This is a genomic window from Streptomyces sp. IBSBF 2435 (assembly GCF_036815005.1).
In the GTDB taxonomy this organism is placed as follows: Bacteria; Actinomycetota; Actinomycetes; order Streptomycetales; family Streptomycetaceae; genus Actinacidiphila.
Genome location: NZ_JAJSYW010000159.1, coordinates 1 through 16433, shown reverse-complemented (window position 1 = coordinate 16433; position 16433 = coordinate 1). Strand labels below are relative to the sequence as shown.

Here is a 16433-nt window from a genome sequence, read left to right as displayed (position 1 = left end):
ACCGTGGGGGACGTGGCCGTCACGGGCGGGGTGGTGGTGTCGTGCGCGTCGGAATCCTTCTTGCCGCCGGAGACGAAGACCACCGTGACCACCACCGCTGCGATCACCGCGAGGGCCGCGCCGATGGCGACCCAGACGGTCGCCTTGCTGCGACCGCCGCGCGGCGGGCCGCCGTCAGGACCGCCGGGCACCGGCGGACCCCAGGCCTGCGGGGTGGGGTAGCCGGGCGGCGCCTGGTAGCCGGGCTTCGCGTACGGGGACGGCGTGCCGTACGGCTGGGCGGGCGGATACGGCTGCTGAGCCGGCGGCGGCTGCTGTCCGGGCGGGGGGTAGGCCGGCTGCTGATAACCGGGCTGCGCGTACGGATTGGGCGGCTGACCGTACGGTCCCTGCGGTTGCTGAGGGGGATTGCCCGGTGGGTACTGCTGTCCCCCGGATTGTCCACCGGACTGCTCGTCTCCTGGCCACATGGCTGGAAACACTAAGGGAGCGGCCTCGACGGTTCCACGCCGGATCGTCTTACCGACTGGTAACATGCGGTCATGTCCGAGCCCTTGCCCTCGATCGGCGAACTCCTGACGGCCACCGTGCCGATGGTCCGCACCCTCCGCCTCGAATACCTGGAGACCACCGCGGAACGCGCGGTCCTGGCACTGCCAGACGACCCCGACTACCACAACCACGTCGCCGGGCCGCACGCCGGCGCGATGTTCACGCTCGCGGAGTCCGCCAGCGGCGCCGTCGTGCTCGCCGCGTTCGGCGACCAGCTGGGCAGGGCCGTGCCGCTGCCGGTGCGCGCGGAGATCGGCTGGACGAAGCTGGCCAGGGGGCCGCTCACGGCCACCGCGGTGCTCGGCCGCCCGGCCGCCGAGGTCGTCGCGGAGCTGGACGCGGGCACCCGGCCGGAATTCCCCGTCGAGGTGTCCGTGCAGCGCGGGGACGGCGCGCAGACCTCGCACATGACGATCGTCTGGACGCTGCGCCCCAACAGCTGAGCGGCGGCCGGAACCCCAGGCGACAGGACTGTCCGGTCCGGCCGGTCGGTTACGCTTCCTGAGGGTGCGCCCCCGTGCGCACCCTCCGACCGTTGTCGCGGGGAGGGACCGGCTGTGCACGTCCAGGAATGGCTCGACGGCATCCCGCCGGTCGCCGTCTACCTGATGGTGGGTCTGGTGATCGGCCTGGAGAGCCTGGGCATCCCGCTGCCCGGCGAGATCGTGCTGATGACGGCGGCGCTGATGGCCTCACAGGGGCACGCCAATCCCTGGCTGGTCGGCATGAGCGCCATCATCGGCGCGGTCGGCGGCGACTCCATCGGCTATGCCATCGGTCACAAGGGCGGCAAACCCCTGCTGGAACGGCTCGGCCGAAGATTCCCCTCGCATTTCTCGCCGGGCCACGTGGCCACCGCCGAGCGCTCCTTTCAGCGCTGGGGCATGTGGGCGGTGTTCTTCGGCCGTTTCGTCGCGCTGCTGCGGATCTTCGCCGGGCCGCTGGCCGGCGTGCTGAAAATGCCGTACGGCAGATTCCTCGTCGCCAACGCGCTGGGCGGCATCGTGTGGGCCGGCGGAATAACGGCCGTCATCTACTACGTGGGCCAGGTCGCGGAACCCTGGCTCAAGCGGTTCGGCTACGTCGGGCTCGGCATCGCGGTGCTCTTCGGCATCGGCTCGCTGGTGCTGGTCAAGCGCCGGGCGGCGAAGGTGCAGGCCGAGATGGAAGCGGCGCCAGCTGCCGACGTCGAAGTGGCGGTCTCACAGCCCGGCGAGTGAGCCGGGCCACACTCCCGTGCCGCGCTCCCGGGTCCCGCCGCGGCGGGCGCTCAGCCCCGCCCGTCCCCGACAGCGTCGCGGTGCACCTCGGCCAGCGCCACGTAGTGCTCGGCGTTGAGCCGAACCACCGCCCGCTCCTCCTCGGTCAGTTCCCGCCGCACCTTGGCCGGGACACCGGCGACCAGCGAGCCGGGCGGCACCTGCATCCCCTGCGGCACCAGCGCCTGCGCGGCCACCAGCGAACCTGTACCGATGCGCGCGCCGTTCAGCACGGTCGCGCCCATCCCGACCAGGACGCCGTCCTCGATCACGCAGCCGTGCAGCACCGCGTTGTGCCCGACCGTGACGCCCTCGCCGACGACCACGGGGAAGCCCGGGTCGGCGTGCACCGAGCAGTTGTCCTGGATGTTCGAGCCCGCCCCGATGGCGATCGACTCGCAGTCGCCGCGCAGCACCGCGTGATACCAGGTGCTCGCGCCGGCGCCGAGCGTGACCCGGCCGAGCACCACCGATGTAGGCGCGACATACGCCGCCGGGTCGATCTCCGGCCGCGTACCGAGGATGTCCGCGACCAGCGCATCCGCCGCCGGCTGCCGCTCGCCCGTCCGGTCTGCCATCGGTCCACGTCCTCCATGCCGGTCCGCCACTGTCCTCCGGCACCGTATACGGTGAATCCGTGCCCAGGAATGAGAACGTGTTCTTTTCCGCGACCGCGGGTATCGCGGCCGCGACCGCCTGGCGGCGGCGGGCGGCCACCCGCCTGGTGCACCGGGCCCGGCGCTGGGCGCAGAACGCCGGCGCGGTCACCGCGGAGCGCCCCGGGCTGCTGCACTTCGCCCGGATCGGCCCCGGCACCCGGCTCGCCCACCCGCAGGGCACCGTCTTCGGCGAGCGCTGGATCCACCTCGGCGACTACTGCATCATCGGCGAGCAGGTCACCCTCACCGTCGGCCTGATGCCCACCGACGCGCGCCCCGACGGCGAACCCGGCACCGGCTTCGGCCCGGAGCCGGTACTGCGGCTGGGCGACGGGGTGGTGCTGGGCCGCGGCAGCCATGTGGTGGCGCTCGCCCCGATCGTCCTCGGCGACAAGGTCTACTGCGGCCCCTACGTCTATCTGACCAGCATCAACCACTCCTACGACGACATCGCGCGGCCGATCGGCGAGCAGTGGCCGCGTACCGCGCCGGTCGAGATCGGCGCAGGCAGCTGGCTCGGGGCCGGCTGTGTGATCCTGCCCGGCGCCCGGCTCGGCCGGAACGTGGTGGTCGCGGCCGGCGCCGTCGTGCGGGGCGAGGTCCCGGACTACGCGGTGGTGGCGGGCGCGCCGGCCAGGATCGTACGCCGCTGGGACGCGGGCACCGCCGACTGGCAGCCCCCGCTGCGCACCCCGGCGCCCACTCCTTTCCCGGCCGACGCCGGCCCTGAACGGCTGCTGGACACCGGCGACTTGGAGCAGCAGGCCTGAACCGGCGCCCCGGGCGGGCGGTGCGGTTTGTTAGATTCGCCGCATGCGCGCCCCGATCGGACACTTCGACGACGCCCTGCCCGCCACCGAACGCCGCGAGCTGCTGCCGCCGCCGGTGGCCGCCGCCGTCACCGCCGAGATGATCCATGTGGACACCGACCCGGCGAAGGCCGACACCGCAGTCTTCGTCGCCACCTACGGCGAGGAGCTGCTGCGGGAGTCTGCGAACTGCGTGGTCGTCGCGGGCAAGCGCGGCCAGGACGTCACGCTCGCCGCCTGCCTGGTGCTGTCCACCACCCGCGTGGATGTCAACGGTGTGGTGCGCCGCCACCTCGGCGCCCGCAAGGCGTCCTTCGCCTCGATGGACACCGCGGTCGGCGCCACCGGCATGGAATACGGCGGGATCACCGCGGTCGGCCTGCCCGCCGACTGGCCGCTGCTGATCGACGCGGCCGTCGCGGACACCCCGTGGGTGCTGATCGGCAGCGGGGCGCGGCGCGGCAAGCTCATCGTGCCGGGCAAGGTGCTGGCCGCGCTCCCGGGCGCGGTGGTCCTCGAAAAACTCGGGATCTGAGGAAGCGGGCGGGCCGCGTCAGCCCAGCCGGGGGATCTCGATGGCGGGGCAGCGGTCCATCACCATGTCGAGCCCGGCGGCCCGGGTCCGCCGGTACGCCGCCTCGTCGACCACCCCGAGCTGGAACCACACGGCCTTCGCCCCGGCCGCGACCGCCTCGTCGGCCACCGGGCCCGCCAGGTCCGAGTTGACGAAGACGTCCACCACGTCCACCGGGAAGGGGATGTCGGCGAGCGAGGCGTACCCCTGCTCGCCGTGCACCGGCTCGGCCTTCGGGTGGACCGGCACGACCCGCTTGCCGAACCGCTGGAGCACCGCAGCGACGCCGTACGCCGCCCGCGAGGTGTTGTTCGACAGGCCGACCACCGCCCAGGTGCCGCCGGTCTCCGTGAGGATCTTCCGCACTGCTGCCGCGTCGCCGTACACGCCGTCCTCCGCACTCTCGTCCTGCCTGGTCGAACCGGCGGACGCCCGCCGTCATTCCCCGCACGACAGGCCCTACGCTGGAGCGATGGCCGACCGGTACCTGACGGTGGCGCGCGCGGGCGTCCACGAGAGCGAGATCAAGCGCTCCCGCTTCCTGTGCACCCTCGCCCCGGCCGCCGGCGAGGAGGCCGCGCAGGCCGTCATCCGCGACGTCCGCCGGGCGCACCCCGCCGCGACGCACCACTGCTTCGCGTACGTCATCGGCCCCGACGGGCGGCTGCACCGGGCGAGCGACGACGGCGAGCCCGGCGGCACCGCGGGCACCCCGATGCTCCAGGTGCTGCTCGGCCGCGAGGTCCGCGACACCGTCGCCGTCGTCACCCGCTACTACGGCGGCATCCAGCTCGGCGCGGGCGGTCTGGTCCGCGCCTACGGCGGCGCCGTGTCCGCCGCGCTGGACGAGATCGGCACGGTCGAGCGCCGCCGGCTGACCCTGCTGACCGTCACCGTCGGCCACGGGCGCGCCGGGCGGCTGGAGAACGACCTGCGGTCCGCGGGCCACACCCTGCGCGATGTCGGCTACGGAGCCGAGGTGACCCTCAGCCTCGGGGTGCCGGAGGACGAGGTGGCCGCGTTCAGGTCGTGGCTGGCCGACGCGACCTCGGGCGCCGCCGTCTGCGAGACCGGGGGCAGCGCCTACGTGGACGTGTGACCGTCGGCGCCCCGGGTCACCGGCGCGGCGACCTCCGCTCGCGCGACGGGTCGATCCGCCGCATGCGGCCGGTGCCGTCCGGCCCGCCGCAGACCGCAGGTGACGTACTGCTCGTGCAGCCGGGCCAGCGCGTCGCGGTCGAGTTCGACGCCCAGCCCCGGCGCGGTCGGCACTCGTACCGCCCCGTCTGCGAAGGCGAGCGCGCCGGGTACGACGACCTCCTCGGACTTCCACGGCCAGCGGGTGCCGCACGCGTAGGGCAGGTCGGGGGTGGCGGCGGCCAGATGGGCCATCGCGGCGAGACCGACGCCCAGATGGGAGTCGGAGTGCAGGGACAGGCCCAGGCCGAACGTCCGGCAGATGCCGGCCAGCAGCAGGGAGCGCTGCAGGCCGCCCCAGGAGTGGTGGTCGGCCAGCACGATACGCACCGACTCGCGGGCCACCGCGGACGACAGCTCGTCGAAGGCGGCCACGCACATGGTGCTGGCCAGCGGCATCGGCGCCCGGCGTGCGACCTCCGCCATGCCCCGCTGGCCGGGCGTCGGGTCCGCCAGATACTCCAGGACGCCGTCGAGTTCGCGGGCGACCCGGACCGAGGTCTCCACCGTCCAGGCCGCGTTGGAGTCCAGCCGCAGCGGAATCCCGGGGAATGCCTTGTGCAGCGCCCGCACCGCCTCGACCTCCTCCTCGGGCGGCATCACCCCGCCCTTGAGCGTGATCGCGCCGAAGCCGTAGTCCTCGGTCATCCGCCGTGCCTGCGCGACGATGCCGTCCGGGTCGAGCGCCGCCCCCCACTCGTCGGGCTCGCCGCCGGGATGGCCGGCCCGCTTGTAGAAGAGGTGCGCGCCGAACGGCACGCACTCGCGCACCGCGCCGCCGAGCAGGTCGCTGACCGGCAGCCCCGCGGCCTTGCCCTGGATGTCGAGGCAGGCGACCTCGAAGGGCGCGAAGACCCGGTCGGCGCCGCCGCCGGTGGCCAACCCGGTCAGGCCGTGCCCGCCGGCGCCGATGCCGCCGTTCAGCGCCTCGGAGATCCGCCGGTGCATGCCGCCGAGCGTGTGGACGTCCATACCGGTGATCACCTCGACGGCCGCGCGCAGCCGCCGCAGATGCCCCTCGTCGGCGTACGTCTCGCCGAGGCCCGTGATGCCCTGGTCGGTGCGGACCTCGACGATCGCCCGCAGCGCGTACGGCTCGTGGACGCCGACCGTGTTCAGCAGCGCCGGGTCGCGGAAGGCGACCGGGGTGATGTCGGCCCCGGTGATCCGGATCCCGCCGCTCATCGGGCGGCCTCCGCCGCGCCGCACGCGCCGCCGACTCCCCGCCGCGTGATGTCCGAAAGAATCGGAAGATCATCCGAATCTTCTGAGGTGCGGGAGGTCACCGGGAAGAAGGGTGCGCGGTCGAGCACGGAAGCCTCACCTGTCCATGAACGTGAACCCTCGCCATGAATGCGAATACCCATGGACTGTAGGCGGCACCTGTCAACCGGTCAATGGCCAGGCCGGATCCGGTCCGCGGGTCCCCGGCGGGCAGGTCGCCCGGTACGCCGACGACCCCGCTGCGGCCCGAGAGCGGACATCGGAGCGACCTGCGCGGAAGGCGACGCTGGATCGGATGATTCACGAAGGATGTGCAGTGCGTGAGCTGCAATCCTGGGCGGAAGTTTTCGATACCTCCGACGAAAGGTTCGACCGGTCTCCGGCAGGGGGCCCGACCCGCCGGGGCGCCGCCACCGCCTAGAATCCGGATCACCGCGGACAACGAGGAACGGCGAGGGCGAGCGTGCAGGTCGGGGCGGCCGAGTGAGACTGCTGCACACATCGGACTGGCACCTGGGCCGGTCCTTCCACCGGGTGAGCCTGCTCGACGCCCAACGGGCCTTCCTCGACCACCTCGTCGCCACCGTCCGCGCCGAGCACGTCGACGCGGTGCTCGTCGCGGGCGACGTCTACGACCGGGCGGTGCCGCCGCTGGCCGCGGTCGAGCTGTACGACACCGCGCTGCACGCGCTCGCCGACCTGGACGTGCCCACCGTGATGATCTCCGGCAACCACGACTCGGCGCGCCGGCTCGGGGTCGGCGCCGGCCTCATCGACCGGGCCGGCATCCATCTGCGCACCGACCCGGCGGCCTGCGACCGGCCCGTCGTGCTGCGCGACACCCACGGCGACGTCGCCGTCTACGGGCTGCCGTATCTCGAACCCGCCCTGGTCCGCGACCAGATCGGCGCGGAGAGGGCCGACCACACCGCCGTGCTCGGCGCCGCGGCCGACCGGGTCCGCGCCGACCTCGCGGCCCGCCCCGCCGGCACCCGCAGCGTCGTCCTGGCCCACGCCTTCGTCACCGGCGCGGCGCCCTGCGACAGCGAGCGCGACATCACCGCGGGCGGCGTCGCCTCGGTGCCCGCCGCGCTCTTCGACGGCATCGACTACACCGCGCTCGGCCACCTGCACGGCTGCCAGGCCGTCACGGAGCGGATCCGCTACTCGGGTTCGCCGCTGGCCTACTCCTTCTCCGAGGAGCACCACCGCAAGAGCATGTGGCTGGTCGACCTCGGCCCGCACGGCGAGATCGACGCGGAACGCGTCGACACCCCTGTGCCGCGCCGCCTCGCCCGGCTGCGCGGGCGCCTCGGCGACCTGCTCGCCGACCCCGCGCACGAACCGCACGCCGACGCCTGGGTCGAGGCCACCCTCACCGACCCGGTACGCCCGTACGAACCGATGGCCGCGCTCGCCAAGCGCTTCCCGCACATCCTCAGCCTCGGCTTCGACCCCGAGGGCCGCGACGACGACCCCGCCGCCTCCTACGCCCGTCGGCTCGCCGGCCGCAGCGACCAGCAGATCGCCGAGGACTTCGTGGCCCACGTCCGCGGCAGCGCACCCGACCCGCACGAACGCCTCGTGCTGCGCGAGACCTTCGACGCGGTACGCGCCGCCGCCGCGACGGCGGAGCGTGACTGATGCGGCTGCACCGGCTGCGGCTCACCGCCTTCGGCCCCTTCGCCGCGCAGCAGACCGTCGACTTCGACGAACTGTCCGCCGCCGGCCTCTTCCTGCTGCACGGCCCCACCGGCGGCGGCAAGACCTCCGTCCTCGACGCGGTCTGCTTCGCCCTCTACGGCCAGGTGCCCGGCGCCCGGCCCGCGACCCGGCTGCGCAGCGACCACGCCGCGCCGGGCACGCCGACCGAGGTGGTGCTCGAACTCACTCTCGCCGGAAGGCGGCTGGAGATCACCCGGCGGCCCGAGCAGCCGCGCGCCAAGAAGCGCGGCAGCGGGGTGACCACCGAGAAGGCCGTCACGCTGCTGCGCGAGCACCGCGACGGGCAGTGGCACGCCATGTCCAAGTCCCACCAGGAGATCGGCGAGGAGATCAAGCAGCTGGTCGGCATGAGCTGCGAGCAGTTCTGCCAGGTCGTGCTGCTGCCGCAGGGCGAATTCGCGACCTTCCTGCGGGCGAGCGCCACCGAGCGGGCCGCGCTGCTCGGCCGGCTCTTCGACACCCGCCGCTTCAAGTCCGTCGAGCACCGGCTGCGGGACCGCAAGCAGGACGCCGCGCAGCGGCTCGCCGAGGGCGACCGCGAGATCGCCGGGCTCGCCGCCCGGATACGGCAGGCGGCCGGCGACACCGGCGCGGACGGCGACCCCGCGCAGGCCGCGGACTTCCTCGGCCATGCCGCGGTCCTGCGCTGCGCCGCCCGCGAGCAGTACGACATCGCGCTCGCCGCCCTCGGCCACGCCGAGCTGTCCCACACGGCCGCGGCGGAGGCCGCCGCGCAGGCCCGCGAGCTGTACGCGCTCCAGCAGCGCCACGAGCAGGCCAGGCGGCGCGCCGCCGCACTCGCCGAGCACCTCCCGGCCCGTACGGCCGCCCGCACCGCCCTGTCCCGCGCCCAGCGCGCCACGACGGTCGATCCCGCCCTCACCCGCCGCGACAAGGCCGCCGCCCACCACGAGGAGACCCGCACCCTCGAACGCGAGGCCGCGACCGCACTGGCCGCGACCCCCGTTCCGGCCGCCCGCCGGGCCGCCCCGGCTGCGGATGCGGCTGAGCGCTCCGGTGCCTGGCCGGTCCCGGCGGTGCCCGGCGGCGGTTCGGCGGCCCATCCGGGTGGCAGTGGACACGCGGCGGAGAAGTCGGCGGCCGCCCCGGCTGCGGATGCGGCTGAGTGCGGCTCCGACGGCTGGCAGGTCCCGGGGGTGCCCGGCGGCGGTTCGCCGTCTCGTCCGGGCGCGCCGGGTGCCGACCCGGCCCAGGCGGTCGGGGAAGCGCGGGGGGCGGCGAGCCCGGGGGAAGCCGCCGGGGACGTCGTGCCCGGCTCGGGCGTCGGGACCGGCGCCGGAACCCGGCTGCGCGTCGAGGAGTTGACTCGGCGGGCCGGGGAGCTGCGGGAAGTGGTCGGGGGGCTTGCCGCCGCCGGGGAGGCCGAGGCGCGGGCGCGGGAGGTCTCCGCGCGCAGGGCCGGACTGGAGCGCGAGGAACGGGCCGACGAGGAGGCCGTACGGGACGCGCTCGGCTGGCTGGCCGGGTGGCCGCAGGCGCGGGCAGGGCTGCAAGCGCGGCTCGACACCGCGCTGGAGGCCGCGGCACGCGCCGGGGACCTGGCGGCAGAACTGGCGGCAGCCGCCACTCGTCGTGACGCGGCCGTCGAACGGGACACCCTGGCAGGTGAGTTGGCTCGCGCCGAGCAGAAGGCGAGAAACACGCGGGACCTCGCGGGGGACGCGCGTGAGGCGTGGCAGGACCTCAGGGAGGCTAGGATCTCCGGCATCGCCGCGGAGTTGGCCGGCGAGCTGGCCGACGGCGAGCCGTGCCGGGTCTGCGGGTCCGCCGACCACCCGGCGCCCGCCCGCCCCGCGGGCAACCGCGTCACCCGGGCCGACGAGGACGCCGCCTACGCCGGCTTCCAGGCCAGGTCCGCCGACCACGACCGGGCGCGCGACGCGGTCGCCGGGCTGCGCGCCGCGCTCGACGCGGCCACCGCCACCGCGGGCGGCGCCCCGCAGGCCGAACTCGCGGCCGCCCACGCCGTGCTGGCGGCGGAGTACCGCGACGCGGCACGCGCGGCGGCCACCGTGTCCGAGGCCAGGGCCGCGCTCGCCCGAGCCGAGGAGGAACGCGACCGGCGCACCGCGCAGCAGCAGGACGCGCTGCACCGCACCGCCGCCCGCACCTCGCGCCGCGAGGAACTGGACGAGCAGTTCGAGCGGTTGAGCGAGGAGTCGGCCAGGGCGCGCGACGGGCATCCCAGCGTCGCCGCCCGCAGGCAGCACCTGACCGCTGCCATCGCCCTGCTGGACCGGGCGGCCCACGCCGTCCGGGAGCGCGCCGACAGTGAACAGCGCCTCGCGGAGGCCGAGTCGGCACTCGCCGCGGCAGCCGCCCGCGCCGGGTTCCGCTCCGCCGACGAGGCCGCCGCGGCGCTGCTGCCGCCGTCCCGGCTGTGGGAGGCAGAACGCCAGGCCGAGGCATGGGCCAAGGAGGAGGCCGCGGCCGAGGCGGACCTGGCCGCACCGCAGACCGCGGCGGCAGCGGCCCTGCCCGCGGCGGACCCCGGCGCCGCACAGGCCGCACTCGACGCCGCCAACCTCCGGCTGCGCAAGGCGTCCGCCGACGAGGCCGCCGCCGCCACCCGCCGCGCCGAACTCGACCGGCTGGGCGCGGAGGCGACCGCCGCCGTCGCCGAACTCGCCCCGGCCCGCGCCGCGTACGACCGCATCGCCCGGCTGTCCGACCTGGCCTCCGCGACCTCGGCCGAGAACCAGTACCGCATGGAACTGGAGACCTACGTGCTGGCCGCCCGGCTGGAAGAGGTCGCCGCGGCGGCCGGCGTACGGCTGCAGCGCATGTCGGCCGGCCGCTACACCCTCGTCCACACCGACGCCCGCGGCGGCGGCAGGACCAAGTCGGGCCTCGGCCTGATGGTGGTCGACGCCTGGACCGGCACCGAGCGCGACACCTCCACCCTGTCGGGCGGCGAGACCTTCTTCGCCTCCCTCGCGCTCGCCCTCGGCCTGGCCGACGTGGTGACCGACGAGGCGGGCGGCATGCGCCTGGACACCCTCTTCATCGACGAGGGCTTCGGCAGCCTGGATGAACAGACCCTGGACGAGGTCCTCGACGTGCTCGACGGCCTGCGCGAACGCGACCGCGCGGTCGGCATCGTCAGCCATGTGGCCGACCTGCGGGACCGCATCCCGGCCCAACTCCACGTCACCAAGGGCCGCGACGGCTCCACCGTACGGCTGCGCACCCGCTGACCCGCCGCGCAAGCGTCACAGCACCAGCGGGCGGCGCTCCAGCGGCGAGGAGTAGACGACGCTCGTGGTGACCGCGCCGAGCCCGGAGATCCGGCCGGTGGTCTCCTCCAGGTGCCGCATCGAGCGCGCGGCCACCTTCATCACGAAGCAGTCGTCCCCGGTGACATGGTGCGCCTCCAGCACCTCGGGCGTGCTCGCCAGCAGGTCGTGGAAGGGCTTGTAGTTGCCGGTCGGATAGCGCAGCCTGACCAGCGCCAGGATCGGCAGGCCGATGCGGTCGTGGTCGATCACCGCGGAGTAGCCGGTGATCACCCCGGCCTCCTCCAGCCGCCGGACCCGCTCGGTGACGGCGCTCGGCGACATCGCGACGCTACGAGCCAGTTCGGCGTAGCTGGCCCGTCCGTCGTGCTGGAGGGCTTCCAGCAGCCGCCAATCGGTGGCGTCCAGGGAATAAGCGGTCATACCCCAGGGATACCAGGGGAAAGCCCGGCGCATCAAGTCCGAGCCCGGGGAATCCCACTTCCGGCCGCATGCCGCGGACCGTAGATTTCCGCCATGACAACTCAGCAGCTGACTGACCCGCTGACCAGCACGAACGCGGTCCTCCGGGTGCCGCCTGCCGCCCCTGAGGCCGCCGCCGCCCACTTCGCGGCGAGCCTCGCCTTCCACACCGATGTCTCCGACGTGGCCGCCGCGCTCGGCGGCGCGGCCGACCCCGGCTTCCTCCTGGTGGACACCCGCAGCACCGAGTCCTGGGACCAGGGCCACATCCCCGGCGCGGTCCACCTGCCCACCGCCGACATCCCCCGGCTCGCCGAGGTCCTCCTGCACCGCTCGGTCCCCGTCGTCGTCCACTGCTGGGGCCCCGGCTGCAACGGCGCGACCCGCGCGGCACACGCGCTGGCCGGACTCGGCTACCAGGTCAAGGAGATGCTCGGCGGGTTCGAATACTGGATCCGTGAGGGCTTCGGCTACGAGACGGCCGCGGGCGCGGCCCGCCGCGACCCCGACGCCCTGACGGCGCCGCTGTCCTCCGGCGCGTGCGGCTGCTGAGCCCCGGCCGCGCGCGGCTGCCGCGTGGCCCGTCAGGCCGGCAGGTGACGCAGCTCGTACGCCCACAGCTCGCCGCGGTCGGCGACACGGAGGAAGCCGACGCGGGCCAGCACCGCCTGGGACGCCCTGTTCGCCGGCTCGGTCGTGGCCAGGACGAGGTCGACCTCGGGCTGGCCCAGGGCCCACTGGCACAAGGCGCGCGCCGCGTCCGTCGCCCAGCCGGCGCCGCGGCCGGACGCGGACAGGTCGTAGCCGATCTCGACCGCCCCGCCGTCCGGCGGCCCGTGGAAGCCGGCGCCGCCCAGCGCCGTACCGTCGATGGTGCGCTGGATGGCGAAGACGCCCCAGCCGGGCCGGTACATCCCGGCCACGGCCGCGGCGACCGTCATCGAGGCCGCGCCGATCGTGCCCTCGCCCGGCACCCCGTCGATCCACGTCAGCCCGGCGGGTTCGCCGTCGGCCAGCTGCGCGGCGTCCTTCGGCAGCTGCTCGCGCAGTGTCAGCCGGCCCTGGGTCAGGACCAGCCGGCCGCCGTCGAGGGAAGCGTGCAGGGTCATCTGGCCGTACCGCCTTGTCGGAACTCACGGGACCTACGGGATGCGGGGCGCCCCGGGCGGGGCGCGGCGGGAACTACAGCGCGGAGATCTCCGCGACCAGGTCGTCCAGGCCCAGCGAGCCCTGCGACAGCGCCGCCATATGCCACGCCTTCGCGTCGAAGGCGTCACCGTGGGCGGCGCGGGCGGCCTCCCGGCCGAGCAGCCAGGCGCGCTCGCCGAGCTTGTAGCCGATCGCCTGGGCCGGCATGCCCAGATAGCGGATGATCTCGCTGTCGATGAACTCCGGCTGCCGCCCGCTGTGCCGGCCGAAGAACTCCCTGGCCAGCTCGGGCGTCCAGGTCTCACCGGGGTGGAAGGGGGAGTCCGCCGGGACGGCGAACCCCGTGTGCAGGCCGATGTCGACGATGACCCGCACCGCCCGCATCATCTGCGCGTCCAGATAGCCGAGCCGCCGCTCCGGGTCGGTGAGGAAGCCCAGCTCGTCCATCAGCCGCTCGGCGTACAGCGCCCAGCCCTCGACATTGGCGCTGACCAGGCCGACGCTCGCCTGGTAGCGGGACAGGTCGCTTGCCACGTGCGCCCACTGGGCGAGTTGCAGGTGATGCCCGGGTACGCCCTCGTGATACCAGGTCGAGACCAGGTCGAAGACCGGGAAGCGGGTGCGGCCCATCGTCGGCAGCCAGGTGCGGCCGGGCCGGGTGAAGTCCTCGGAGGGCGCGGTGTAGTAGGGCGCCGCCGCGCCGCCGGGGGGCGCGATGCGCGCCTCGACCTTCTTGACCCGGTCGGCCAGGTCGAAGTGCGTGCCGTCGAGCGCGTCGATGGCCTCGTCCATGATGCCCTGCAGCCACTCCCGCACCTCCTCGACGCCCTCGATGGCCTGCCCGTGCCCGTCGAGGTGCGCCAGCACCTCCCAGGGGTCCTTGCCCGGCAGGATCTTCGCCGCCTCGCCGACCATCTCGGCGTGCAGCCGGTGGTACTCGGACCAGCCGTACGCGTACGCCTCGTCGAGGTCGAGGTCGGTGCCGTTCCACATCCGCGACCAGGTCGCGTACCGCTCGCGGCCCACCGTGTCGGGCGCGCCCTCGACCGCGGGGGCGTAGCTGTCGCGCAGCCAGTCGCGCAGCCCGGTGAAGGCGGAGGTGGCCTCGGCGGCGGCCGCGTCCAGCTCGTCGCGCAGCTCCTGCGGGCCGTCCGCGACCAGGCCCGCGAACCAGCTGCCGGAGCCGCCGTCGCCGGTCCACTCGCCGAACTGCTCCACCATCGTGGCGACCTGCCGCGGCCCGCCGGGCAGCTTGCGCGCCAGGCCCTCGGTGAGCGAGGCCCGGTAGCCGGCCAGCGCGGCCGGCAGGGCGCGCATCCGGGCGGCGATGTCCGCGTAGTTCTCCGGTGTGTCGGCCGGCATCAGCGCGAACGCCTCACGCACGTGGTGCGCGGGGGAGTTGAGGTTGCTCACCGACCGCAGGTGCTCGTCCGCCGCGTGCACCGCCAGCTCCGCGGTCAGCCGCTCGCGCAGCAGCCGCCCGCAGCGCCGCTCGACATCGCTGTCCGCCCCTGGCTGTGTCTCGGCCTCGGCCAGCCGGTCCAGGGTGTCGCGGGCCAGCGCGGCCAGCGCCTCGGCTCCGGCGGGGGAGAGGTCGGGCAGCCGCCGGGCCGCGCCGGGCACACCGAGGTACGTGCCGAGCAGCGGGTCGAGTTCGATCAGCGCGTCGACGTAGGCGTCGGCGACCTGGCGGGGGAGAGAGGAGCTGGTGAGATTGGACATGCCGCCATCCTCATACGAGACCGGGTGCCGCGTCACCATCATTGTGACGTTCGGGCCTGACACCGGCGTGTCGCACGGGCGGCCGGCCCGCCGCCGCCCTCATCCGGGCGGCAGCAGCGGACCGCAGTCCCACTGCTGGAAGATCAGCCGGGTCTCCACCCGTGCGACCTCGGGCCGCGCGGTGAACTCGTCCACCACCAGCCGCTGCAGGTCGGCGGTGCCGGTCACGGCGACCTGCGCCAGGAAGTCGTCGGGGCCGGTCAGATGGAACAGCGCGCGGGTCTCGGGCAGCCCGCGGATCCGCTCCACGAACGGGTCGATGAGGTCCCTGCGGTGCGGCCGCACCTGCACCAGCAGCAGCGCCTCAAGGCCGCGGCCCAGCTTCGCCGGGTCCAGCCGCAGCTCCTGCCCCAGGATGACCCCGCTGCGCCGCAGCCTGGCCACCCGGTCAAGACACGTCGAGGGCGCCACGCCGACCGCCGCAGCCAGGTCCCGGTAGGTGGTCCGGGCATCGTTCTGCAGCAGCCGGAGTATGTGCAGGTCCACCGGATCGAGTGCGACGGAATCGGACACCGGCCGAACGTAGCACGGCATTTCATCCCCGCGGACCGGCGGCCGTTCAGCCTGGGCGGCATGGAGACCACACGGGAAGCGACCCCGGCGCGGGCGCTGGCCACCGAGGCGGTGCACGCCGGCCGCGACGATCTCGCGGCGCTCGGGCTGCACGCCGCGCCGCTCGACCTGTCCACCACCTATCCCTCGTACGACAGCCGCGGCGAGGCCGAGCGCATCGACGCCTTCGCCGCGACCGGCGCCCGCCCGCAGGGGCCGCCGGTCTACGCCCGGCTCGACAACCCGACCACCGCCCGCTTCGAGACGGCGCTCGCCCGCCTCGAAGGCACCCGGACGGCGGTCGCCTTCGCCAGCGGCATGGCCGCGCTCAGCGCCTGCCTGCTGGCCAGGTCGGCGGCCGGGCTGCGGCACGTCGTCGCGGTACGCCCGCTGTACGGCTCCAGCGACCACCTGCTGAGCAGCGGACTGCTCGGCACCGAGGTCACCTGGACCGACCCGGCGGGCATCGCGGCGGCGATCCGCCCGGACACCGGCCTGGTCCTGGTCGAGACCCCGGCCAATCCGACGCTCGCCGAGATCGACCTGCGGGCGGTCGCCCACGACTGCGGCTCGGTGCCGCTGCTGGCCGACAACACCTTCGCCACCCCGGTCCTCCAGCGGCCCGCCGAGTCCGGCGCCCGGATCGTGCTGCACAGCGCCACCAAATACCTCGGCGGCCACGGGGACGTGCTCGGCGGGGCCGTGGCCTGCGACGAGGAATTCGCCGGGGTGCTGCGGCAGGTGCGGTTCGCCACCGGCGCGGTCCTGCACCCGCTGGCCGGCTATCTGCTGCTGCGCGGCCTGGCCACGCTGCCGGTACGGGTACGCGCCGCGTCCGCGACCGCCGCGCTGCTCGCCGCCAGGCTGGCCGCCGACCCGCGGGTGAGCGCGGTGCACTACCCGCGGATCGGCGGCGCGATGGTGGCCTTCGAGGTACGCGGCGACCCGCACGCGGTGATCGCCGCCGTACGCCTGATCACCCCGGCGGTCAGCCTCGGCAGCGTCGACACCCTCATCCAGCACCCCGCCTCCATCAGCCACCGGGTGGTCACCGCGCGGGACCGGGCGAGCGGCGGCGTCGGCGAACGGCTGCTGCGGATGTCGGTCGGCCTGGAGGACGCGGAGGATCTGTGGCGCGACCTCGACGCGGCCCTGACGGCGTCGGCCGCCGCACCCGCCCCCGCTCCTGTTCGCAGCGCCGCCCGCTGACCCCAGCCGCCGCACCCGCATCC

At 74.7% G+C, this 16433-nt stretch carries 16 protein-coding genes and 1 pseudogene; 9 read left to right on the top strand and 8 right to left on the bottom strand.

The features are described 5' to 3' along the window. A pseudogene (locus V7E46_RS25655) lies at window positions 1-470 on the bottom strand (hypothetical protein); the annotation flags it as partial. Window positions 471-542: 72 nt separating this feature from the next. Between V7E46_RS25655 and V7E46_RS25650 the strand changes: the two are divergent. Together V7E46_RS25650 and V7E46_RS25645 are read left to right on the top strand one after the other, a co-directional pair. Further along, the gene (locus V7E46_RS25650; RefSeq protein ID WP_329181723.1) at window positions 543-995 is read left to right on the top strand and encodes a DUF4442 domain-containing protein; all 453 of its coding nucleotides are present in this window, start codon (window positions 543-545) and stop codon (window positions 993-995) included. A 114-nt stretch (window positions 996-1109) separates the two neighbouring features. Next, window positions 1110-1772 carry a DedA family protein gene (locus V7E46_RS25645; protein WP_333770619.1) on the top strand — a complete coding sequence of 221 codons (663 nt, stop codon included), beginning with the start codon at window positions 1110-1112 and terminating at the stop codon, window positions 1770-1772. 50 nt (window positions 1773-1822) lie between these two features. Here V7E46_RS25645 and V7E46_RS25640 read toward each other — a convergent pair whose 3' ends face one another. Then, window positions 1823-2389, bottom strand: a complete 567-nt coding sequence (locus tag V7E46_RS25640) for a gamma carbonic anhydrase family protein (RefSeq protein WP_333770618.1) — start codon at window positions 2387-2389, stop codon at window positions 1823-1825. A gap of 59 nt (window positions 2390-2448) precedes the next feature. On the opposite strand from V7E46_RS25640, the gene V7E46_RS25635 reads away from it, so the two are divergent. Further along, window positions 2449-3240, top strand: a complete 792-nt coding sequence (locus tag V7E46_RS25635; RefSeq protein ID WP_443054343.1) for an acyltransferase — start codon at window positions 2449-2451, stop codon at window positions 3238-3240. A 43-nt stretch (window positions 3241-3283) separates the two neighbouring features. After that, window positions 3284-3814, top strand: coding sequence for a YbaK/EbsC family protein (locus V7E46_RS25630; protein WP_333770616.1), 531 nt, complete (start codon window positions 3284-3286; stop codon window positions 3812-3814). 18 nt (window positions 3815-3832) lie between these two features. Here the strand turns inward: V7E46_RS25630 and V7E46_RS25625 are convergent, their stop codons facing one another. Beyond that, window positions 3833-4240: a CoA-binding protein gene (locus tag V7E46_RS25625; protein WP_333770615.1), complete on the bottom strand. Its 408-nt coding sequence runs from the start codon at window positions 4238-4240 to the stop codon at window positions 3833-3835. Window positions 4241-4325: 85 nt separating this feature from the next. Here V7E46_RS25625 and V7E46_RS25620 point away from each other — a divergent pair, with 85 nt between their 5' ends. Continuing rightward, window positions 4326-4952: a YigZ family protein gene (locus V7E46_RS25620; RefSeq protein WP_329181733.1), complete on the top strand. Its 627-nt coding sequence runs from the start codon at window positions 4326-4328 to the stop codon at window positions 4950-4952. Here the strand turns inward: V7E46_RS25620 and V7E46_RS25615 are convergent. Further along, window positions 4937-6235: an enolase C-terminal domain-like protein gene (locus V7E46_RS25615; RefSeq protein WP_443054342.1), complete on the bottom strand. Its 1299-nt coding sequence runs from the start codon at window positions 6233-6235 to the stop codon at window positions 4937-4939. The two genes, V7E46_RS25620 and V7E46_RS25615, sit on opposite strands and share 16 nt — an antisense overlap. A gap of 522 nt (window positions 6236-6757) precedes the next feature. Between V7E46_RS25615 and V7E46_RS25610 the strand changes: the two genes are divergently transcribed. Further along, entirely contained in the window at window positions 6758-7918 is a 1161-nt protein-coding gene (locus V7E46_RS25610; RefSeq protein ID WP_333770614.1) for an exonuclease SbcCD subunit D, read from the top strand. Further along, a complete protein-coding gene (locus V7E46_RS25605; RefSeq protein WP_333770613.1) occupies window positions 7918-11217 on the top strand; it encodes an AAA family ATPase in 3300 nt (1099 codons plus the stop codon). The genes V7E46_RS25610 and V7E46_RS25605 overlap by 1 nt, the downstream gene beginning before the upstream one ends. Before the next feature lie 15 nt (window positions 11218-11232). On the opposite strand, the gene V7E46_RS25600 is transcribed toward V7E46_RS25605, so the two are convergent. Beyond that, window positions 11233-11679, bottom strand: a complete 447-nt coding sequence (locus tag V7E46_RS25600) for an Lrp/AsnC family transcriptional regulator (protein ID WP_333770612.1) — start codon at window positions 11677-11679, stop codon at window positions 11233-11235. A 93-nt stretch (window positions 11680-11772) separates the two neighbouring features. Between V7E46_RS25600 and V7E46_RS25595 the strand changes: the two genes are divergently transcribed. Next, complete coding sequence (locus V7E46_RS25595; RefSeq protein WP_333770611.1) at window positions 11773-12270, top strand: rhodanese-like domain-containing protein; 498 nt, start codon at window positions 11773-11775, stop codon at window positions 12268-12270. Between the two features lie 32 nt (window positions 12271-12302). Here the strand turns inward: V7E46_RS25595 and V7E46_RS25590 are convergent, their stop codons facing one another. From V7E46_RS25590 to V7E46_RS25580, 3 genes are all read right to left on the bottom strand, one after another. Continuing rightward, window positions 12303-12827 carry a GNAT family N-acetyltransferase gene (locus V7E46_RS25590; RefSeq protein ID WP_333770610.1) on the bottom strand — a complete coding sequence of 175 codons (525 nt, stop codon included), beginning with the start codon at window positions 12825-12827 and terminating at the stop codon, window positions 12303-12305. A gap of 73 nt (window positions 12828-12900) precedes the next feature. Further along, entirely contained in the window at window positions 12901-14589 is a 1689-nt protein-coding gene (locus tag V7E46_RS25585; RefSeq protein WP_333770609.1) for a DUF885 domain-containing protein, read from the bottom strand. A gap of 99 nt (window positions 14590-14688) precedes the next feature. Beyond that, window positions 14689-15162, bottom strand: coding sequence for an Lrp/AsnC family transcriptional regulator (locus V7E46_RS25580; protein ID WP_329181746.1), 474 nt, complete (start codon window positions 15160-15162; stop codon window positions 14689-14691). Window positions 15163-15222: 60 nt separating this feature from the next. On the opposite strand from V7E46_RS25580, the gene V7E46_RS25575 reads away from it, so the two are divergent. Continuing rightward, complete coding sequence (locus V7E46_RS25575) at window positions 15223-16410, top strand: trans-sulfuration enzyme family protein (protein ID WP_333770608.1); 1188 nt, start codon at window positions 15223-15225, stop codon at window positions 16408-16410. Window positions 16411-16433: the final 23 nt, after the last annotated feature.